We start from the raw sequence: 18233 nt of genomic DNA on the forward strand, positions 1-18233 counted from the left end.
CTGTATGAAATATCGCATTTATAATATTGTTGCTCTATTGTCGCTGTTGACAGGCCTCGCTGCATGTAACAAGGTGGTAGATAAAAAAGACCTGTATAAAGCGCCTCTGGCTATTGCCGCTCCGGTGAGTGATGCCGTTTGTCTGGGTTCCGATCCATTGAACAATGCTATCAAAGGCACTATGCTGGCAGGGAAAACCTACACCGTGTGCGGAGATATTTTTGTGAATGAACATGATACCCTCATTATTCAGGAGGGAGTAACTATTAAGTTCACCGGCAATTACGGTCTGGGTGTCAGAGGAACGCTGATCTCACTGGGTACTCAGGAAAAACCAAACCTGTTCACTTATCCGGGTGTGCAGAAAACAGATACTTATGGTGCAGACCCGAACGACGATCCGGCTTTACGTGGTAAATGGGTAGGTATCATCGGAGGACCTACTTGTCCGCTGATGGTGATGAAATGGACCCGTATTGAGTTTGGAGGTGCAGCCATTCCGGCTGCCAGTGGTATCCGTCAGATCTATACCAGTCCTTACCCGCTGTTCTTCCAGAACCCTAACGGCGTTTTTGTACTGGAGGATTCATGGATCTATGGGAGTGTAGACGATCCACTCCGTATCCTGGGCGGTAAGGTATCTATCATGCGTAATACCTTTGAAAAATGCGGATATACCGGTGGAGAAGCTATGAACGGAAAGGCCGGATTAAGAGGAGATTTTGCTTATAACCTTTGTATCGGAATGGCAACCAACGGGCCGAAATTATCAAATGCCGGTGCTATAGCCGGAGTTCCTAACAGTAACATGAGGATGTACAATAACACCATCGTGAACTGTGGTTACAGAAGATCATCCGCTGGCCGTGGAGGTTCTGTCAATTTTGAAGAAGGAGCTGGTGGTATGGCGTACAATAACCTGATTGTGAACTGTAAATTTGGCCTGCGCGTAGTACAGAACCCCATTGCAGATACTGCCAACCTGAGCTACGGATATAACTATACGTATACCGACTCAATGTCGGTTGCCAACAATATCTATCCATCTCTTGCCATCAGCGTTTGCATCAGCAAAGCTCCGGCTACCGATATTCCTTCACCTGCTACTTTTTTACCGGCAAATTGGACTCCCGGTACCGCCTATACGGCAAATGCTGCCATACTCGGAGCTAATAACCCGCAGTTTGTAAATGGACCTTGTCCTATGCCAGCCGGACTTAACCTAAGGGATATTTCTTTCGTGGGAAAATATGATTTCCATCTGAAGCCTTCATCTCCTTGTGTGGGCAAAGGCTATACAGGATTTACACCGAGATCTGATGTGCCGGTAGATCCAATTTATGGTGCTACAGAGATTACACCTCCCGGAAAAGATATGGGTTGCTACCAATTGAATGGCTACGGCAACAAACATTGATAATAAATAACAAATCATGCTGAAGAAGACTTATTTTTTAATGTTGGGATTATCCCTGGGTTACCAGGGAATGAAAGCCCAAAACAGCCAACCTTTTATTACACCACCTTACCTACAGATAGGTTATCAGCCTTCTGCCAGTTCATTGGAATTGTTGTGGCATAGCGATAGCAGCGCCAATTGGGAAGTAGAGCTGAAAACTGTAGGTTCTGCCAACTGGAGAAAAACCACCCACCCGGAAGCTACCCGGGTGGCAGTGGCAAATGTAAGTACACACTATGTTTACAGAACACTTATTAGTGGTTTGCCGGCCGGGAATGAATTTGACTATCGTGTACTAAAAAATAAAAAGGTAGTTTTTACTGCCAAAGGAAAAGCACCTAAGGAAAAAAATCAATCTTTCCGCTTCGTTGCATTCGGTGATATCGGTGCAGGTACTCCAAGTGCTAAGGCACTTGCGAAACAGGCTTATGATGTTAAACCCGACCTGGTAGTAGTACCCGGAGATATAGTTTATGAAAGAGGATTGATTTCAGAATACCGGACTAAATTCTGGCCGGTATACAATGCCGATTCAGCCAACGCTGAAGGTGCGCCTCTTATGCGTTCTATCCCTTTTGTAGCAGCAATGGGTAACCACGATGGAGATACCAGAGATCTGAATAGTTATCCGGATGCTCTTGCTTATTATGCATTCTGGGATCAGCCGCTGAATGGTTTACAGGCGGCAGAAGGTAGTGCCGTTGTACCTTTTATCAAAGCAACTCCTGAAAATAAAATTGCTTTTGAAACTGCGGCAGGGAAAGCATACCCTGTAATGAGCAATTTCTCTTTTAATTACGGAAATATCCATTGGACGTTTATCGATTCAGATACCTATGTTGACTGGACCGATAGTACTTTAATAAAATGGTTGACCAATGATTTGAAATCTGCTAAAGACGCTGCATGGAAAATAGTAGTGTTTCATCACCCTGGATTCAGTTCTTCCATAGATCATTTCGAACAGCAACAGATGCGTTTATTATCGCCCGTTCTGGAAGCAGGACAGGTAGATGTTGTACTAAATGGTCACGTACACAACTATCAGCGTACTTTCCCAATGCATTTTGCACCTGAGAAAAAAGGTACATTGCTGGTAGGGGGTAAAGACAATAAGACTATCCGCGGTCGCGTAGTTCCGGGCAAATGGACGCTGGATAAAAATTTCGACGGGCAATCGCACACCAAACCTGATGGAGTTATTTATTTGGTTACCGGAGCTGGTGGTCAGGAGCTCTACAATGAAGAGCAGCAGGAGGATACAGATTCCTGGCAGAAATTCACTCACAAATTTATTTCTACTATTCACTCTTTTACCGTAGCTGATGTAGATGGAAATAAAATAATTTTCCGCCAGATATCAGAAGAAGGAAAAGAACTGGATACTTTCACCATTACTAAATAAAAGCATCTGATATTTTTATAAGAGCGCTAAAAAAGAATCCCCGGAACTTGTTCCGGGGATTCTTTTTTAGTGAACAATTATTCTACAGGTGGTTTGGTTAGAAGATTTTCTGCATCTTTTGACTTAGCCACTTTCATTTTTCCGAATTTATACATGAAGTTTACACCAAAGGAGCGATAAGGGATGTATAACACATTGCTGGCGGTTAAATTAGCCGTTTCCTGGATTGTTTTCTGTTTCAGATACTGCGTGAAAGGATTTACAGCGACCAGGCCAATGCTACCTTTATTGTTAAACAATTGTTTTTTAACTGCGAAGGTATAGGTCAGGAAGTTTGCTTGTCTGCCCTGCCATTTGATACCCGATTTATAGTTACCAAATGCTTCGGCAACCAGGTCTTTTGTAACTTGCCAGCTTGTATTCAGGTTAACCCGATATTCGAATCCACTAATCCTGTTTGGAACTGAATAGATGTTATTGGTTTCACGTCTGAACAGTTGTACATTTGGTCTGAGGGTAATTGCGCGTCCAAGGGCCAGACTCCCGGAAATATTGGTGCCAATACGTGTTTCTGAAGCGATATTATCTCTTTGAATAACATTCACATTTTGATAAACCACATCACCAATGGTATATTCCGGATGGAAAGTAGTATAAGACTTAATGTCCGGCTTGTTATGTGTGTATAGCAACACAATGTTCAGGTTATTATCTCCATTGAAATTTCGGTTATATCCGATTTTATACTCGTTTCCGATTTCTGGTTTAAGGAAAGGATTACCCATTGTAATGTTGTGTGGGTCTGCAAGATTCACGAAGGGGTTCAGATCCCGATAATCAGGCCTTTCCAACCGGTAGGAGTAGCTTACTGAAAGGGTCTGTTGATTTTTAAATGTATGCGCAAGGGTTAGGGAAGGACCGGCATTGCTATAATCGGGAATCGATGTATTGGGCGCTTTATCATAATTTGCATTGTTGGTGGTGTATTCCCACCTGAAACCGGCAAGTACATTTAAATAATCGAAAAGGTTCATTGTACTGGAAACGTAGCCGGCATATACCTGACGTTTAAAAACTGAGCTATAGGATTGTTGTCCATCTGGTATAAAACTTTCATCAGCTACATTATAGGAAAGAACCTGGGCACTGCTCGAAAGTGTTTCCTGTTCAGTTTTTAATCCAGCTTCGAGTAAAACATTTTTGGTAATGGGGTGGGCATAATCAACCGCCCAGCTGTAGATTCTGTCTGTACCTGGGTTATAGCTTCTGGAGCCACCGGAAATAATTTCATTATCTAAGCTATGTTGAGTCTGGGAATAGGAAGATTGATTGGTACCCAAGCTGCTATACAATACGAAAGAGAGTTGTTGTTTATCGCGTCTGAACTTATGCCTGTAATCGAGCGACAGATCAAGTGATCCGTTGTTGACCTTAGTAAGGGCATTCCGGATGCCAGACTCCTCTGAAACTAAATGTTCATTCAGGTCTTTAGTATTATTATATTGTTGAATAATACCATCATTGCTATTCCCAAAGTGGTTGTAGCTTAATGAAAAAGAGATATTATCCTTCGCTGATGCATCCCATTCAATACCCAGGCCGGTTTGGTAGCTGTTACGGTAAAAGTCATTCACTCCATTTTGTTGCAGATAGTACTTATTGGTAGAAAACGAATCTGTAGCAAAGCGCTGATTTTCCGTTTTGGTTTTGGCTGTCAATTGTGCACTACCATTGAAATAACCGGTAACAGACAAGTTACTGCCTTTATAATAAAGATTGATCGCTCCGTTTTCGAGCCGTGTACCGGCGGTAGCATTGATAGTACCACCAAACCCCTGAGTTTTATTTTTTTTCAGGATGATGTTAATAATGCCTCCGGTTCCTTTTGCATCGTATTTGGAGCCGGGGCTCGACATTACTTCAATGCTCTGAATCTGGGAAGCAGGGATAGATTGTAAGGCATCGGCAACGCTGGCACCAAACATAGTAGAGGGCTTACCGTTAATCAGGAACTGAACACTAGGATTTCCAAGTAGCTCCACATTGCCGGAAGCATCAACAGTTACTTGCGGAATCTTGCGTAATACATCGGTAACCATACCTCCCTGGGAGGTGACATCCCGATCCACATTATATACCAGCCTGTCGATTTTGTTTTCTACCAGTTCTTTTTTACCTGTTACCTGAACTGTATTTAAAGTTTTACTACTGGTACGAAGTAGTATTTCCTTTGCAATAATGCCTTTATCTGTAGCTTTAATAATAATCGACTCGTGATAGGTTTCAAAACCGGCATAACCAATGGTTAATTGGTAATTAGCTGCCGGCAGTGCATTTAGGTGTAGCGTGCCGGTACTATCGGTAAGGCCTGTAGCATAGTTTTTGGAAGCACCTGTTACAGCAAGGATTACAGTTGCTCTTTCCAGAGGCCGGCGGTTGTCTGCATCTCTAACAACAGCCTTGAGCGAGGCTGCGTTTTGTGCATAACTGAATTGAGCAGCAAGTAGAAGGATTGCTGACAGAATTGTTTGTTTTAAGCTCATAATACTGACTTGAGTGTGTCGCAAGTTAGAATCCAATTCTGGGTGCTTTCTGGAGAAGCAGAGTGTTATTTCCAATGAAAGGAAAATAGATGCATACCATCTTTATATTCATAGGAAGGGGAGATGCAGGAGGAGATACATATTTGCTTGACAATGGAGAGCCCTAGACCGTTATTGGTATTATTTACCGCCTCTTTATAAAACCTCGAAAAAATTTTTTCACCATCTAAGGCGGAGTTAGTGCCAGTATTGGAAATGTGAAGGGCAGTATTGTTTTGAATGATATGAATTACACCCCCAGGTTTATTATGCCGTGCAGCATTGCTAAAAATATTGTTCAGGAGTATTTCCAACAGATCGGGGTTCATTCTGATAATTGAAGGATAAACCTGCAGACTATACGAAATATCATTCTCTTCCCATATTTCTTCAAACTGACTGGTTTTACGTTGCAGAATGTCATGAAGGGCAAGTTCCTGTTGTTCACTGTACTGGTTGTTCTCAATCTTTGTGAGTAGTAACAGAGACTGACTCAATCCAGACAACCGGGTAACAGCACTATATGCTTCTGCCAGTATTTCTGTTTGTTCTTCAGTGAAATTATCCTGCTGAATCAAGACATCCAGTTTGGATCTGATAATGGCTAGAGGTGTTTGAAATTCATGGGAAGCGTTTTCAGTAAATTCTTTGAGCAGCCTATACTCCTTACTGGCATTGGAGGTCACCAGTTGAAGATGTTCGTTCATTATACTGAACTCATCTATGTTGCTTTTTTTGAATTCTACTGCGCTGGTATTATTCAGCCGGAAGGACTTCAGACTGTTAAGGGTGCTGTAAAACGGCCGCCATAAACGAGATACAACAAATTTGTTCATGAGTGCCAGTATAGCCACCAATAACAGGATCATGGTCATAGTAATGAGCATTACAGCCCGGGTGATATGTTTAATTCCTTCCAGTGGCTTACTGATGGTGATGTTGTAGTGTTGCTGATTTAGTATGACAGCAAATGTAAGCGTACGGCCAAGATGTTTTTTCCCTTTAACGGAGATATCTTCGCTGGCATTGGTCAATATCGGCCTATTTACCGGGTTGTCTGTTACTTCTGTTGATATCAGTAGATTATCGAAGTTTGTATGGGTGGGTAGTTTGTGCTGCGTTTGTACGTAATTGCTGATTTGTTCCATGGAGTCTTCCAGGCTCTCATCCAGCTCTCTGAGCAACACATTTTTGGTTAGAAGATAGCTCGCAATACCGGAAAGAATGAATAGGAGTGTCAGGATAATAAAATTATGCCTGTTGTAATGCACGATCAACTTCATGCCATCGGATTTTCTTCGGCCAAAAACTTATAGCCCATACCATAAAGCGCTTTGATATAATCCGGGCAGCCCTTTTCCAACAGTTTTTTTCGGAGATTTTTAATATGTGAATAGATGAAGTCATAGCTGTATCCTAGAGTGGCATAGTCTTCCCAGAGATGATCAGCAATAGCTTCTTTGGTAACAACACGATTTTTATTGCTGATAAAATACAATAACAGCTTAAACTCTTTTTTAGTGAGATGGATTTCTGCCGCACCAGATTTGACGGTTCTATCCAGAAGGTTGACAGTTAGTTTGTCGAACGTTACAATATTATTTCCTTCGAAATTTTTTCTGCGGATAATAGAGTTAATGCGGGCGGTTAGTTCTGCCAGATGAAAAGGTTTGGTTAGGTAATCATCCCCACCGAGTTGTAATCCATTGATTTTATCATCTAGTGAGTTCCTGGCAGAAATAATAATTACACCAGCATCAACCTTACGTCTTTTCATCAGTTGTAAAAGTTCCAACCCGCTTCCTCCTGGCAGATTGATGTCTAAAACCACACAGTCATATGCACTGGTTTCCAGTTTTTCGCGCCCTTCAGAAAAATTGTAGGCGGCATCACATAAATAATTGCTTTGTAATAGGTAACTATGGATGCTTTTGGTCAGAGGCTTCTCATCCTCAATAATTAATAATCTCATAGTTTGTAGGCTTATAAAAGGAAAATATGCTGCTACAAAAATGGTTAATTAAGAGTTATTGGTGTATTAAGTTAGTGTGAAATTTTAGAGATACCGGTATTACATTATCAAACATACGGAGGTTAAAGGTAACCCATCAAGCTTCCCGGTTCCCGGTTGCCTGATGAATCCTTTGTGTTCAAAAAGTTCAAGGACCGGATTATCAATATATTCATCTATCCAAATATTTTCATATGATTTACAAACACTCAGACATTTTTCCAGCAGTGCATCCTTAACCGCCGGGGCCGGATATTTATTCAACACACCAAAATAGAGGATGCGGGCTGCCCTTTTACCTTCCAGGTTCTCTGGCCGTTTACCCTTCGACGTGATACAGGCATATCCGGCCGGCTGATCATCAACATACACCACCAGCCATTGATTGGAAATACTGTTTACTTCGGCAACAAGAGCCTGTTCATTAAAGTTTTTAAGGATATAATTTTCCAATACATTTTGCTTAATAAGAGATGAAAACTTCTCTATAGCCAGGTCTTTTGTAAGCATTAAAAGCGTTTCCATTCCCTGTTTGGTAACCACTGTAAATTTCGTGATGATGTTCATAGCCTGTCGTAATTATACCGGCAAAGCTATTATGCTTCTTTCAATCATACATGATACACAATTTGAAAATCCAAGCAGTACAGATGTTATCTGAGACTTTTACCCGCCATTCGGAGGGCTTCTATTCTTTTAGGGGAGAATTTTTCAGCAAAAACCAGCCTGAAATATTTGTCAAAAATTCCGGAAAAAGAGAACGTATATCCAGGAGTAAATCTTACACCAATTTTCTCGCATTGGTCGTAGAACTGGGGCATATCAGTAGCATCAGGCATCTTTACCCAGAGATTATAGCCACCTGCCGGTCTGGAGATTATTGTATTCTCTGGAAAAAAGTCAGACAATAAATTGATTGCAAGATGTGCGTTCTTTGCCAGTTGCATTCTTAGGGAACGTACATGCCGGTCATAACTGTTACCTGCCAATAAACGGTTTACAGTTTCCTGGTACAAGGGTGAGACGGTACTTCCCAGTGCAAACCTGATCTGCTCTGCGCGTTCCATAAATTTGCCGGCTGCCAGCCATCCAAGCCTGATTCCCGGGGCCAATGTTTTCGAATAGGAGGAATAGGTTAATACTAATCCACCTTCATCAAATTTCTTAATAGTGGAAGGTCGCTGCCCATGAAAATTCAAATCTCCATAAATATCATTTTCAATAATTGGAACATTATAATGATAAGCCACAGACAACAATGACAGCTTTTGGTCATCTGTCATTAAACTTCCAGTTGGGTTATGGAAGTTGGGTGTTACTACGATAGCATGAATTGTGGTTTTGCGACATGCTTTCTTCAAGAAATCAACATCTGGTCCAATTATCGGAGAAACCGGGATTTCAATTACCCTGAGTTGGAGAACCCTGATAACCTCCAGGATAGAAAAAACACAGGGGCTTTCAACGGCAATCACATCGCCGGCCTTGCATACAGCAGATAATGCGATGTAAAGGGCCTGTAATGCACCATCGGTAATCAGTAGCTCATCATAATTAATAATCGTTTGATGAACAGCCGCTTTTTTTAAGATATTCTCTTTTAGCTCACCAGATCCGATTGGAGGGTAGTAACGTAATAAACCGGCTCCCTGCTCCCTGATGACCTGTTGCATGGTACGAAGCAATAATTTTTGGGGCATAAGCAGATCACCGGGTGCTGCTACATTAAATTCAGAAAAATTGCGTCCGGCTTTCTGAGAGGTAGTTAGTCCGAGATGTTGTTTAAAAATAGCATCTCTTGCTACCGGCTTATGTTTCGTCTTTGGTTGCTGATTCAGTAAGTCTGGTCTGTTACTCACATAGTAACCCGATTTAGGCACACTTTCTACTAGTCCTCTGGCCACCAGGTACTCATATCCGTGCTGAATGGTGCTTATACTGGTTTGATATTGTTCTTTCAGATCGCGTACAGACGGCAGTTTATGACCTGGTTTGAAAACACCCTCGCGTATATTCTTTTCAATGACATTGGTAAAGGCTTCGAATTTATAGACTTTCATATCTGTACTGGTTATTTATACGTACATAATATCTGTATTGTAAATCTACGGCATTTTAATTAGCATTAAACACTGCTGGAAGCCCTAAAATTTCAACGATTGCAGAAGTTTTGGCAGGTCTTTTTGGTCGATTTTATTGGTTGATGATTATTTTTTATACAGAAATAGATTCTTATATGTGGTATTAATTCTGTTTAAAACAAAGCCTTGCAAGGGTATGGTAAACCTATGATTGCTGCGTTACAGTTAAGAAAGTTAAAGATCAAAATTTTATATCACTCTTTGTACAAAAATAGCTATCGTATTTATATGTAAAGTCCTTATTGGTGCAAACCCCTTTGCCAAAATGGAAATAAATTGAATTATAGAGATAAACAGTATAGTAAGTTCTATATTGCTCTGATAGGTAGAAATCAATTTTTTTTCCTTTTGAAATAACCTCCTGTTTAAGTTTTTCAAAATCAGAATGATATTTTTTGCTGTAGCAACTACGCAGAGATTTTTCAATTTCACGGGATTCTGTAACCTCCAGTAAAATAGATTCATCGCCATCTTTAAATGTAAAATTTTTAAATCCTGATTCAATTTTGTAAATATCCACATCAAATGCCTTCGATAATAAACGTTCGGCTCCTGCATCGGTGTCTTTAAAAAAAGTTGATATATCAGTTAACGTTATTTTTTGTGAAACTGCTTCTTTGGAAATAATGAAAAATAGGGATATAAGTAAAATATGCTTCATAATAAGAATATAGCTTGATATAGGATAATAATTTGTATATATAGATATGCTAGGTATAATTTACATATTATATTTTTTTGAAAAATAATACTTTTTTAAGAAATTAACTATCTGAGCATACCTTTCTTTTACACTGCTTGTTATTTGCTTAATTACATCAATTGTTCATCCATCATATTTAGAACCAGTCAACGGAGATTGGAGGATAGACGCTTAAATCAATCCATCGAAACTAAATTAGATTCTAACCTTAATAATATTATCTATATATTTGCCCTGTTAAAATTTCGGGTGGTATTAGACGGAAGTCGTTACACTTTGGAATTATATACACAAAATTGTAATGGTTCAACTTTTATTAATCTTGTAAAAGTTGATTAATAGGGAATCAGGTGAAAATCCTGAACAGACCCGCTACTGTAAGTTCTATTACAACACTTTGATTTCTTCTTGCCACTGTCTCTACAAGGTAAAGATGGGAAGGCTACCCGAAGTGAGAACAAGTCAGGAGACCTGCCATTGCAGATGAATTTTAAGGCTTTCGAGGGATGAAGCTTTGAATAAGCTTACACTGAAATTGTTTCAGCGTTATTGTTTTCGTATATCGTCTGGTCACTGACCGGAGGAATCAATTATCGACCTGATATGTCAAACGCATTAAAAACGTTGCTAATAACGTTTTTGGCATTTATTTGCCCCAAGCTGTATGGACAGAAAGCTTACCGTAACTCTGCACACATAGATACGGCAGGGGTTAAGACCTTACGTGGGGTTACTGTTTCTGGCACCGGATATAAAGAAGTTATTCCTACCCAAAAACTTGCCGGTGAAAGCTTGAAAAGTTTAAACAGCTTCTCAGTAGCAGATGCAATACGCTATTTTGCCGGTGTTCAGGTAAAAGATTATGGTGGCGTTGGTGGATTGAAAACAGTAGATATGCGTAGCCTGGGAACTAACCACATGGGGGTATTCTATGATGGCATTCAACTGGGAAATGCTCAAAACGGGCAGATAGATCTTGGTAAATTCTCAATGGATAATATTGAGTCTATTTCTATTTATAATGGGCAGAAGAGTGAGATTTTCCAACCAGCCAAAGACTACGGATCTTCCGGTACTATCTATCTTCGGAGCAGGAAACCAGTATTTGATTCCTTAAAAACTACAAACTTTAAAGGTGTTTTTAAAACAGGGTCATTCGATTTAATCAATCCCTCAATATTGCTCGAAAAAAAGTTGACAGACAATATTAATTACTCCTTCAGCAGTGAATACATAAAATCCAGTGGTCGTTATCCCTTCAGATATAAAAGAATATTTCATGACTCTAAAGCCATTGCCTGGGATACTACAGCTATAAGGCAAAATGGAGATATTAATGCCCTCAGACTGGAAAGTGGACTATATGGAACGCTGAAAGAAGGCTTGTGGAATGTCAAGGCCTACTACTACGGTTCAGAGAGAGGAATACCGGGAGCTATTGTCAATAATGTTTGGAAACGCTCTCAAAGGCAGTGGGATAGAAACTTCTTTTTACAGGGTTCTTTACAAAAGAACGTAGTTAAAGGGTACGATATCCAGGTGAATGCTAAGTATGCAAATGATTATATGCGTTACCTGAACCCCGATACCACTTTAATGTATATCGATAATAATTTTCATCAACAGGAATGGTACGGATCTATCGCCAATAAATATAGTTTGTCGAAAAAGATTGATATCAATCTGTCAACAGATTTCCAATATAATACCCTGAATTCTAATTTAGATGGATTTGTATTTCCGAAAAGATTTACTTCTCTTGTGGCCTTGGCAGGAGCAGCGGAATTTGGGAAGCTGAAGATGCAGGGAAGTGTTTTGGGCACCTTTGTAAATGAGCGGGTTACCAGAGGAAATACATCTACTGGCGATTCTGCTGTAGCAGCTCCTTCTAAGAATGAAGTCACTCCTGCATTCTTTCTCTCATATAAACCCTTTACCAAACTAGATTTCAACATAAGGGCATTTTACAAAAACATTTTCCGGATGCCAACGTTTAACGACCTCTATTATACCGATATCGGTAATATTAGTCTGCAGCCGGAATTTACATACCAATATGATTTAGGTTTTGCCTATCGTAAGAGTTTTACTGGCTCTATGTTTAGTGAATGGCATTTGCAAACAGATTTCTATTATAACCAGGTAACCAATAAAATAGTAGCCGTTCCGAAGGGGAGTGGAATGTATCGTTGGATGATGATGAATATTGGAGATGTGGAGATTAGAGGAATAGAAATTGTTTCTGATTTTGTTTTCACATTTCCTCAGGAAATTTTATTGAATTTCAGAACTGCCTATACTTATCAGGCAGCTCAGGATTATACAACGAGAAAGAGTACCGAACTCCAAAAGACCACATATGGTGGGCAGATCCCTTATATTTCATGGAACAGTGGATCCTTCATTTCAAGTATTCAGTATAAAAGCTGGCGACTCAACTACAGCTTTATTTATGTGGGGAATCGTTATCAGAATTCGGCTAATATCCCGGAAAATTACGAACAGCCTTGGTATACCAGCGATTTGTCCGCTACCAGAAATTTTCAATTTAAACGCTACAGGTGCAGAATTTCAGGAGAGCTTAATAATGTTTTCAACCAGGATTATGAAGTGGTATTGAACTATCCAATGCCTAAACGAAATTTTAAAATCATTTTAGCCGTTGAACTATGAGAAAGCGTTACCTCTTCCTGAACATATTACTGTTGCTGATTTTCGTGGCTTCATCCTGCAGAAAGGATGTAGAAGTCTTTATTAATGAAGATACATCCCTTGATACTTCTACACAAAATGGTTTTCTGGGGTTTTACCTGCTTAATGAAGGAAACATGGGGAGCAATAAAAGTACGCTGGATTACTTCGATTATACTACCGGCAAGTATAAACGAAATATTTATGCTGCTGTTAATCCCACAGTACCTAAAGAACTGGGAGATGTAGGCAATGATATAGCTATTTATGGTAACAGACTTTATGCAGTAATAAATGCTTCCAATAAAGTGGAAGTTATGGATGCAATTACCGCCAAAAGAATCGGACAGATTGAAATTCCGAATTGCCGTTATATCAAATTCGATAAAGGATTTGCATATATCACTTCCTATGCCGGGCCAATTCAAATAAATCCGAATTATACTCAAAAGGGATATGTTGCCAAAGTAGATACTACAACACTTTCAATTGTAGATAAATGTATTGTTGGGTTCCAACCCGATGGTCTTGAAATTACGAATGGCAAAATATATGTAGCTAATTCAGGAGGCTACATGGGGGCCGGGAATACAGCAAAGTATGAAAGAACTGTTTCTGTGATTGATGTGGCCACTTTTAAAGAAGATAAACGAATTGATGTAGCATATAATCTCGACCACATTATAGCGGATAAACGAGGGGATCTCTGGGTAACCTCAAGAGGTGATTATAAGCAGCTGCCATCAAGGCTCTATTTTATAGATAATGCAGCACAGAAGGTGACGGATACAATCCCTATTGCAGTGAGTAATTATTATCTGGATGGAGACTCATTATATATATACAGTACGGAATGGAGTTATATAACCTATTCCAACGTAGTCACTTATGCGATTGTGGATACACGTACACATAAGGTTGTAAGCCGATCTTTTATTACTGATGGAACAGATAAAGAAATTGAAATCCCCTATGGAATTATGGTGCATCCGGTTACCAAAAATATTTATGTAACGGATGCAGGTAATTATGTGACGCCTGGCATGTTGTACTGTTTTACGAAAGCTGGTAAAAAGAAATGGAGTGTACGTACCGGTGATATACCCGCTCATTTTGTCTTACTACCAAAATCATAAATCAAAATTCCAGGATAAACTGAAATCTAACATATGAAAAAAATCCTTTTTCTGATTGTCGTAATGTTCGTTGCATATTCCTGCACAAAAGAACAGTACCGGGCCCCAAGTATTTCCGGTGTGAATACAGATACTATTGTATTGAATATTGGAGACAAAATTATTTTAGCACCCAATATTACTAACCTTAAAGGTAATGGCTATACGTGGTTAATAAATGGAAAGCAGGCAGCTGCTGGAGAAGTTAACTATACTTTCGAAGCTGCAACGTCTGGTGATTTCACAGTTACTTTTAAGGCGGATAATAAGGGTGGTACAGATGAGCAATCTTTCAAAATATTTGTTGAGAAACCCATCGCTATTTCACTGAATGATCAGCTTTCTGTTTCTATGTGTAATGTAATTGAAATCACCCCTACGGTTTCCGGACCAGAAAGATCAGGATTCGAGTATGAGTGGTCTATTGGTGATTCTATTATTGGAAAACAAAACAATCTTAGCTTTATTTCTCCGGCAGCAGGAACTTATGTGCTTAATTTCCGTGCAATTGCAGGTAAACAATCGGCAACAGTTTCCCGCACTATAACTGTAAAGCCTGAACAGTATATCAGAAATGCCTATATGGTTTATGAATATGCTCCTTCACCAGGTAAAAACCACAACTGGTCTATTATTGGTTCTGCTGATGGTTGGAAGTTTGGAGACGAGCATCCACTATCTTATAATGAGTTTTTAGCTAAAGCTACCGAGATAAGAAAAGAAGATGATGCTGCCGGATTATTTATTGGTTCCTGGGGTGGTTCTGCAACTTTCAAATTTGATCATACCGTTGCCAATGCACCAGGCAAACCAGACCTGGAAATTGCCGGTACCTATTCAAGGCTTGATCCTCCAACAGTTTATGTAGCATACGATCGTAATAAAAATGGGAAACCGGATGCTGACGAATGGTATGAAATCAAAAACGATGATTATGGATTGGAAGATATGCCTGATTATGCAATAACCTTTACCTACGATTCAACCACTACAGATGCTAAAAGAATATATACCTATTTCGATTGGAAGGATAATCAGGACTCAGCTTTTGCTGGCCAGATTTTAACCAACAAAACATTCACCAGTGCAATGACTTATGAAGGAACATTCTCTACCAGAGGGTTTTTTCCGGGTTTAAATATGACAAATATCAATACTAAAGAAGTAGCGATCCTGGATGGATGGAAAAGCTCATTTACACGCAAAGGGAAGCGTATTACCAAAAATCTGACTGGCATCCCTCCATTTTTTCAAAAGCTGAATATTGATATTGATCTGGCAGTAAACAGTAAAGGAGAAAGCGTTCAATTACCAGGAATAGACTTCGTAAAAGTTGTAAAGGTAGTTTATCCTATTGAACAGGATTTCATCAATGCTGGCGGAAAAATAGTGGATTATAACATGGATGAAGGAAGAATGTTGCAGGTATCAACCATTTTAGACAAAACCCTCAAAAATTAGAAGAAAGCCGGGCAACCGATTTAATATCTAACCAAAAAATTTCGTCTAATGAAAAAGACCCTTTTCAAAACCTCAATAGCCGCAATCCTTTGTATTGTTGTAGCTGCTTCATGTTCCAAACAAAATGATTTGGTGCCGGTTCAATCCCAGCCGGCGGAAACATTGAAAGCAAACCAAAAATCCTTATTGTCGACAACCTATACCATCACTTTTGAGGGTTTAAGTCGCAGCTATATGGCTGATACTAATTCTTATGGTGGTAATACCTATGCTGCCTGGGGTGGTACCCAGATTGCTCCCTATACGCACTCTCCGAGTAATCTTAGATTTGCCATCAAAGGAGCAGGTGGCACTTCCAGAGTTAATTTTTGGGATGGTGGATTTGTAATTTCCGATTGGAACTATAAAGCAAACACCCCGCCAGATACCAGTGATTGGTGGTATTCCTACCTCAATCAGTGTAGTGTTTATTCTGGCACAAGTGGCGCCAAAAATGGCGGCTACAATGGTAGCAGCAATTTTGCTGTAATGTTTGGCTATGTAGATTCCTACAATTCTAGTTATGCTACCCGTCCTACAATGAATTTCACGAGTGGTAGCGGAACAGTGGAAGGAATGTATGTATGTCTTTCCTCTTATACGTATGGCGTAATTATGAATGGAAACAAATTTGGTTCAGTAGGTGTGGCAACTCCACTTAAAGATGTAGCAGGAGGAGCCGGGTATTTCAAATTGCTGGCTTATGGATATAATGGAAGTACACCTACTAATAGTGGTACTCCTGTTGAAATATTTCTGGCAAAATACAATAACCATTTACCTGTTGTAAGCCCGGTTACTACATGGACTTATTTCGATCTTTCGGATTTAGGTACTGTTACGCGGGTTGAATTCAACCTGGTAGGCAACGATTCTGGTACCTATGGATTAAATACCCCGGCCTATGTGTGTATAGATAATGTTAAGGTGACGTTGTAGTAGTGTAAATCATATTTAGTGCCCGGCTTTCTTAATTTATAAATTTATTTGACAAATGAATAATCAATTTAAATTTCTTACATACTTATCCTGCATCCTGATTTTAATCAGCAGTTGTAAAAAAGAGGTGGAAACTCCTGATACCCCACCGGTTATCACCGGACTTGAAGCAGATTATTATGTAGTGGTAAAAGAAGCCTTGTTGCTTAAACCTGTCATTGAGAATGTAGCAGATTCCATTGTATGGGTTGTTAACGGTCAAAGAGTTGCCAATGCATTGCAATATAATTTTCAGGCCCCTGCAGCTCCGGGAACATTTAGCCTGATAGTTATGGTCTACAATCGTGGAAACATCTCTCAAAAAGTAATTCAAATTACAACCGGACAATATTTAAACTGGGAAACAACTACCAACACGATCCTACCCCTGGAGGCATCTCAGAAATTTACGAATAAGACTGATGTAAAATGGGAAATCCTCTCAGCACCCTCAGATCTCTACAGATTGTCTGCTAATAATGCAACAGCACAATTTACTTCTGTATCCAGAGGTACTTACAAGTTGAAAGTTTCCTCTGCAGATTTAGTTGATACATTACTTATCACGGTACGACAAACAGCTAAACCACAATCTCCATTTATCTACAAAGTATTTGATTACCTGCCTGCACCTGGCCAGTTTGTAAATGAGCTGCCGAAATACAATGCCGGAGATACTTATGAAACGATGCTTACCAAAGTAGGTAAAGAGCTGATAGGCGAAGATGCTAACCTGATTACCTTAGGTGGCTGGGGCGGTTATGTAGTAATAGGATTTGATCATACCATTGTAAACGTTGCGGGCAGACGTGATTTCAGGATTTATGGAAATGCTTTTGGTGCCAATGCCAACCCGCGCCCTAATGCCCCGTTTGGTGGAAGCTGTGAACCAGGAATTGTATTGGTTGCATATGATAAAAATAAAAACGGGAAACCAGATGATGATGAATGGTACGAGATTAAAGGAAGTGGAAATTTTTCAGCTGAAAATGAACTCTGGTATAGTTCTGCTGTAAATAGCAAAAATGATACCCGTACGATTCGTAATTACGAAATGACCTACCACCGTCCAACTGTTGAAACTCCAGGTACTCCTGATGGGTTTATCAGTATCAACAATTATATCCAGTGGTCAAATAATCAGGGCCAGCGAGGATATAAAATCAAGAATACATACCATGCACAGAGCTATTATCCTTTATGGGTAAAGGATGAGAAAATAACCTTCAAAGGTATTCGTATGGCACAAAATGGAATAGAAGAGAGCGGACAGGGAAGCTATTTTGTGCTGTATGCCTATAAATATGGGTATGTCGACAATTACCCTAATCCTCACGATAATTCAGGTATCGATATCGACTGGGCCATTGATAAAAATGGTAACAAAGTGAATCTGCCGGGTATCGACTTTGTAAAAATATATACCGGAGTTGATCAGGAAAATGGCTGGCTCGGAGAAAACTCCACTGAAGTAGGAAAAGGAGAGGATCTGCATATGTTGGGTAGCAACATCGCTACTGTAAATTAATAATGGAAACGGAAACCAGTACTCTTCTGTATTACCAGATGAAATTAGCAACAGAAAATA

General features: G+C 39.8%; 13 protein-coding genes and 1 riboswitch. Of the genes, 7 read left to right on the forward strand and 6 right to left on the reverse strand.

All coding sequences use genetic code 11. The features are described from left to right. Window positions 1–4 precede the first annotated feature (4 nt). Both DVR12_RS14550 and DVR12_RS14555 read left to right on the forward strand, forming a co-directional pair. Window positions 5–1417, forward strand: coding sequence for a hypothetical protein (locus tag DVR12_RS14550; RefSeq protein ID WP_116976500.1), 1413 nt, complete (start codon window positions 5–7; stop codon window positions 1415–1417). Window positions 1418–1433: 16 nt separating this feature from the next. After that, window positions 1434–2864 carry a metallophosphoesterase gene (locus DVR12_RS14555; RefSeq protein WP_116976502.1) on the forward strand — a complete coding sequence of 477 codons (1431 nt, stop codon included), beginning with the start codon at window positions 1434–1436 and terminating at the stop codon, window positions 2862–2864. A gap of 77 nt (window positions 2865–2941) precedes the next feature. On the opposite strand, the gene DVR12_RS14560 is transcribed toward DVR12_RS14555, so the two are convergent. The 6 genes from DVR12_RS14560 to DVR12_RS14585 all read right to left on the reverse strand — a co-directional run bounded on the left by DVR12_RS14560 (window position 2942) and on the right by DVR12_RS14585 (window position 10259). After that, on the reverse strand, window positions 2942–5407 hold the full coding sequence (locus DVR12_RS14560; RefSeq protein WP_116976504.1) for a TonB-dependent receptor domain-containing protein: 2466 nt from the start codon (window positions 5405–5407) through the stop codon (window positions 2942–2944). A 65-nt stretch (window positions 5408–5472) separates the two neighbouring features. After that, window positions 5473–6729 (reverse strand): sensor histidine kinase, encoded by a 1257-nt coding sequence (locus DVR12_RS14565; RefSeq protein ID WP_116976505.1) that lies wholly within the window; start codon window positions 6727–6729, stop codon window positions 5473–5475. Next, window positions 6726–7418, reverse strand: coding sequence for a response regulator transcription factor (locus tag DVR12_RS14570; RefSeq protein WP_116976507.1), 693 nt, complete (start codon window positions 7416–7418; stop codon window positions 6726–6728). Before DVR12_RS14570 ends, DVR12_RS14565 begins: the two co-directional genes overlap by 4 nt. A 99-nt stretch (window positions 7419–7517) precedes the next feature. After that, entirely contained in the window at window positions 7518–8024 is a 507-nt protein-coding gene (locus DVR12_RS14575; protein ID WP_116976508.1) for an N-acetyltransferase, read from the reverse strand. A gap of 86 nt (window positions 8025–8110) precedes the next feature. Continuing rightward, on the reverse strand, window positions 8111–9517 hold the full coding sequence (locus DVR12_RS14580; RefSeq protein WP_116976509.1) for an aminotransferase-like domain-containing protein: 1407 nt from the start codon (window positions 9515–9517) through the stop codon (window positions 8111–8113). A 262-nt stretch (window positions 9518–9779) separates the two neighbouring features. After that, window positions 9780–10259, reverse strand: a complete 480-nt coding sequence (locus DVR12_RS14585) for a hypothetical protein (RefSeq protein WP_116976511.1) — start codon at window positions 10257–10259, stop codon at window positions 9780–9782. Window positions 10260–10586: 327 nt separating this feature from the next. After that, a riboswitch (cobalamin riboswitch) is annotated at window positions 10587–10794 on the forward strand. A 110-nt stretch (window positions 10795–10904) separates the two neighbouring features. Here DVR12_RS14585 and DVR12_RS14590 point away from each other — a divergent pair. From DVR12_RS14590 to DVR12_RS14610, 5 genes are read left to right on the forward strand one after another with little or no spacing between them, the layout of a single operon-like run. Beyond that, window positions 10905–12974 (forward strand): TonB-dependent receptor, encoded by a 2070-nt coding sequence (locus DVR12_RS14590; protein ID WP_116976513.1) that lies wholly within the window; start codon window positions 10905–10907, stop codon window positions 12972–12974. Continuing rightward, window positions 12971–14128, forward strand: a complete 1158-nt coding sequence (locus tag DVR12_RS14595) for a YncE family protein (RefSeq protein ID WP_116976514.1) — start codon at window positions 12971–12973, stop codon at window positions 14126–14128. The genes DVR12_RS14590 and DVR12_RS14595 overlap by 4 nt, the downstream gene beginning before the upstream one ends. A gap of 33 nt (window positions 14129–14161) precedes the next feature. Next, entirely contained in the window at window positions 14162–15628 is a 1467-nt protein-coding gene (locus DVR12_RS14600; RefSeq protein WP_116976516.1) for a PKD-like domain-containing protein, read from the forward strand. Window positions 15629–15676: 48 nt separating this feature from the next. Next, window positions 15677–16606, forward strand: coding sequence for a DUF4465 domain-containing protein (locus DVR12_RS14605; RefSeq protein ID WP_116976518.1), 930 nt, complete (start codon window positions 15677–15679; stop codon window positions 16604–16606). Window positions 16607–16661: 55 nt separating this feature from the next. Next, window positions 16662–18173 (forward strand): hypothetical protein, encoded by a 1512-nt coding sequence (locus tag DVR12_RS14610; RefSeq protein ID WP_116976519.1) that lies wholly within the window; start codon window positions 16662–16664, stop codon window positions 18171–18173. The last annotated feature ends 60 nt before the right edge of the window (window positions 18174–18233 follow it).

It is taken from the genome of Chitinophaga silvatica, assembly GCF_003419895.1.
Classification (GTDB): domain Bacteria; phylum Bacteroidota; class Bacteroidia; order Chitinophagales; family Chitinophagaceae; genus Chitinophaga; species Chitinophaga silvatica.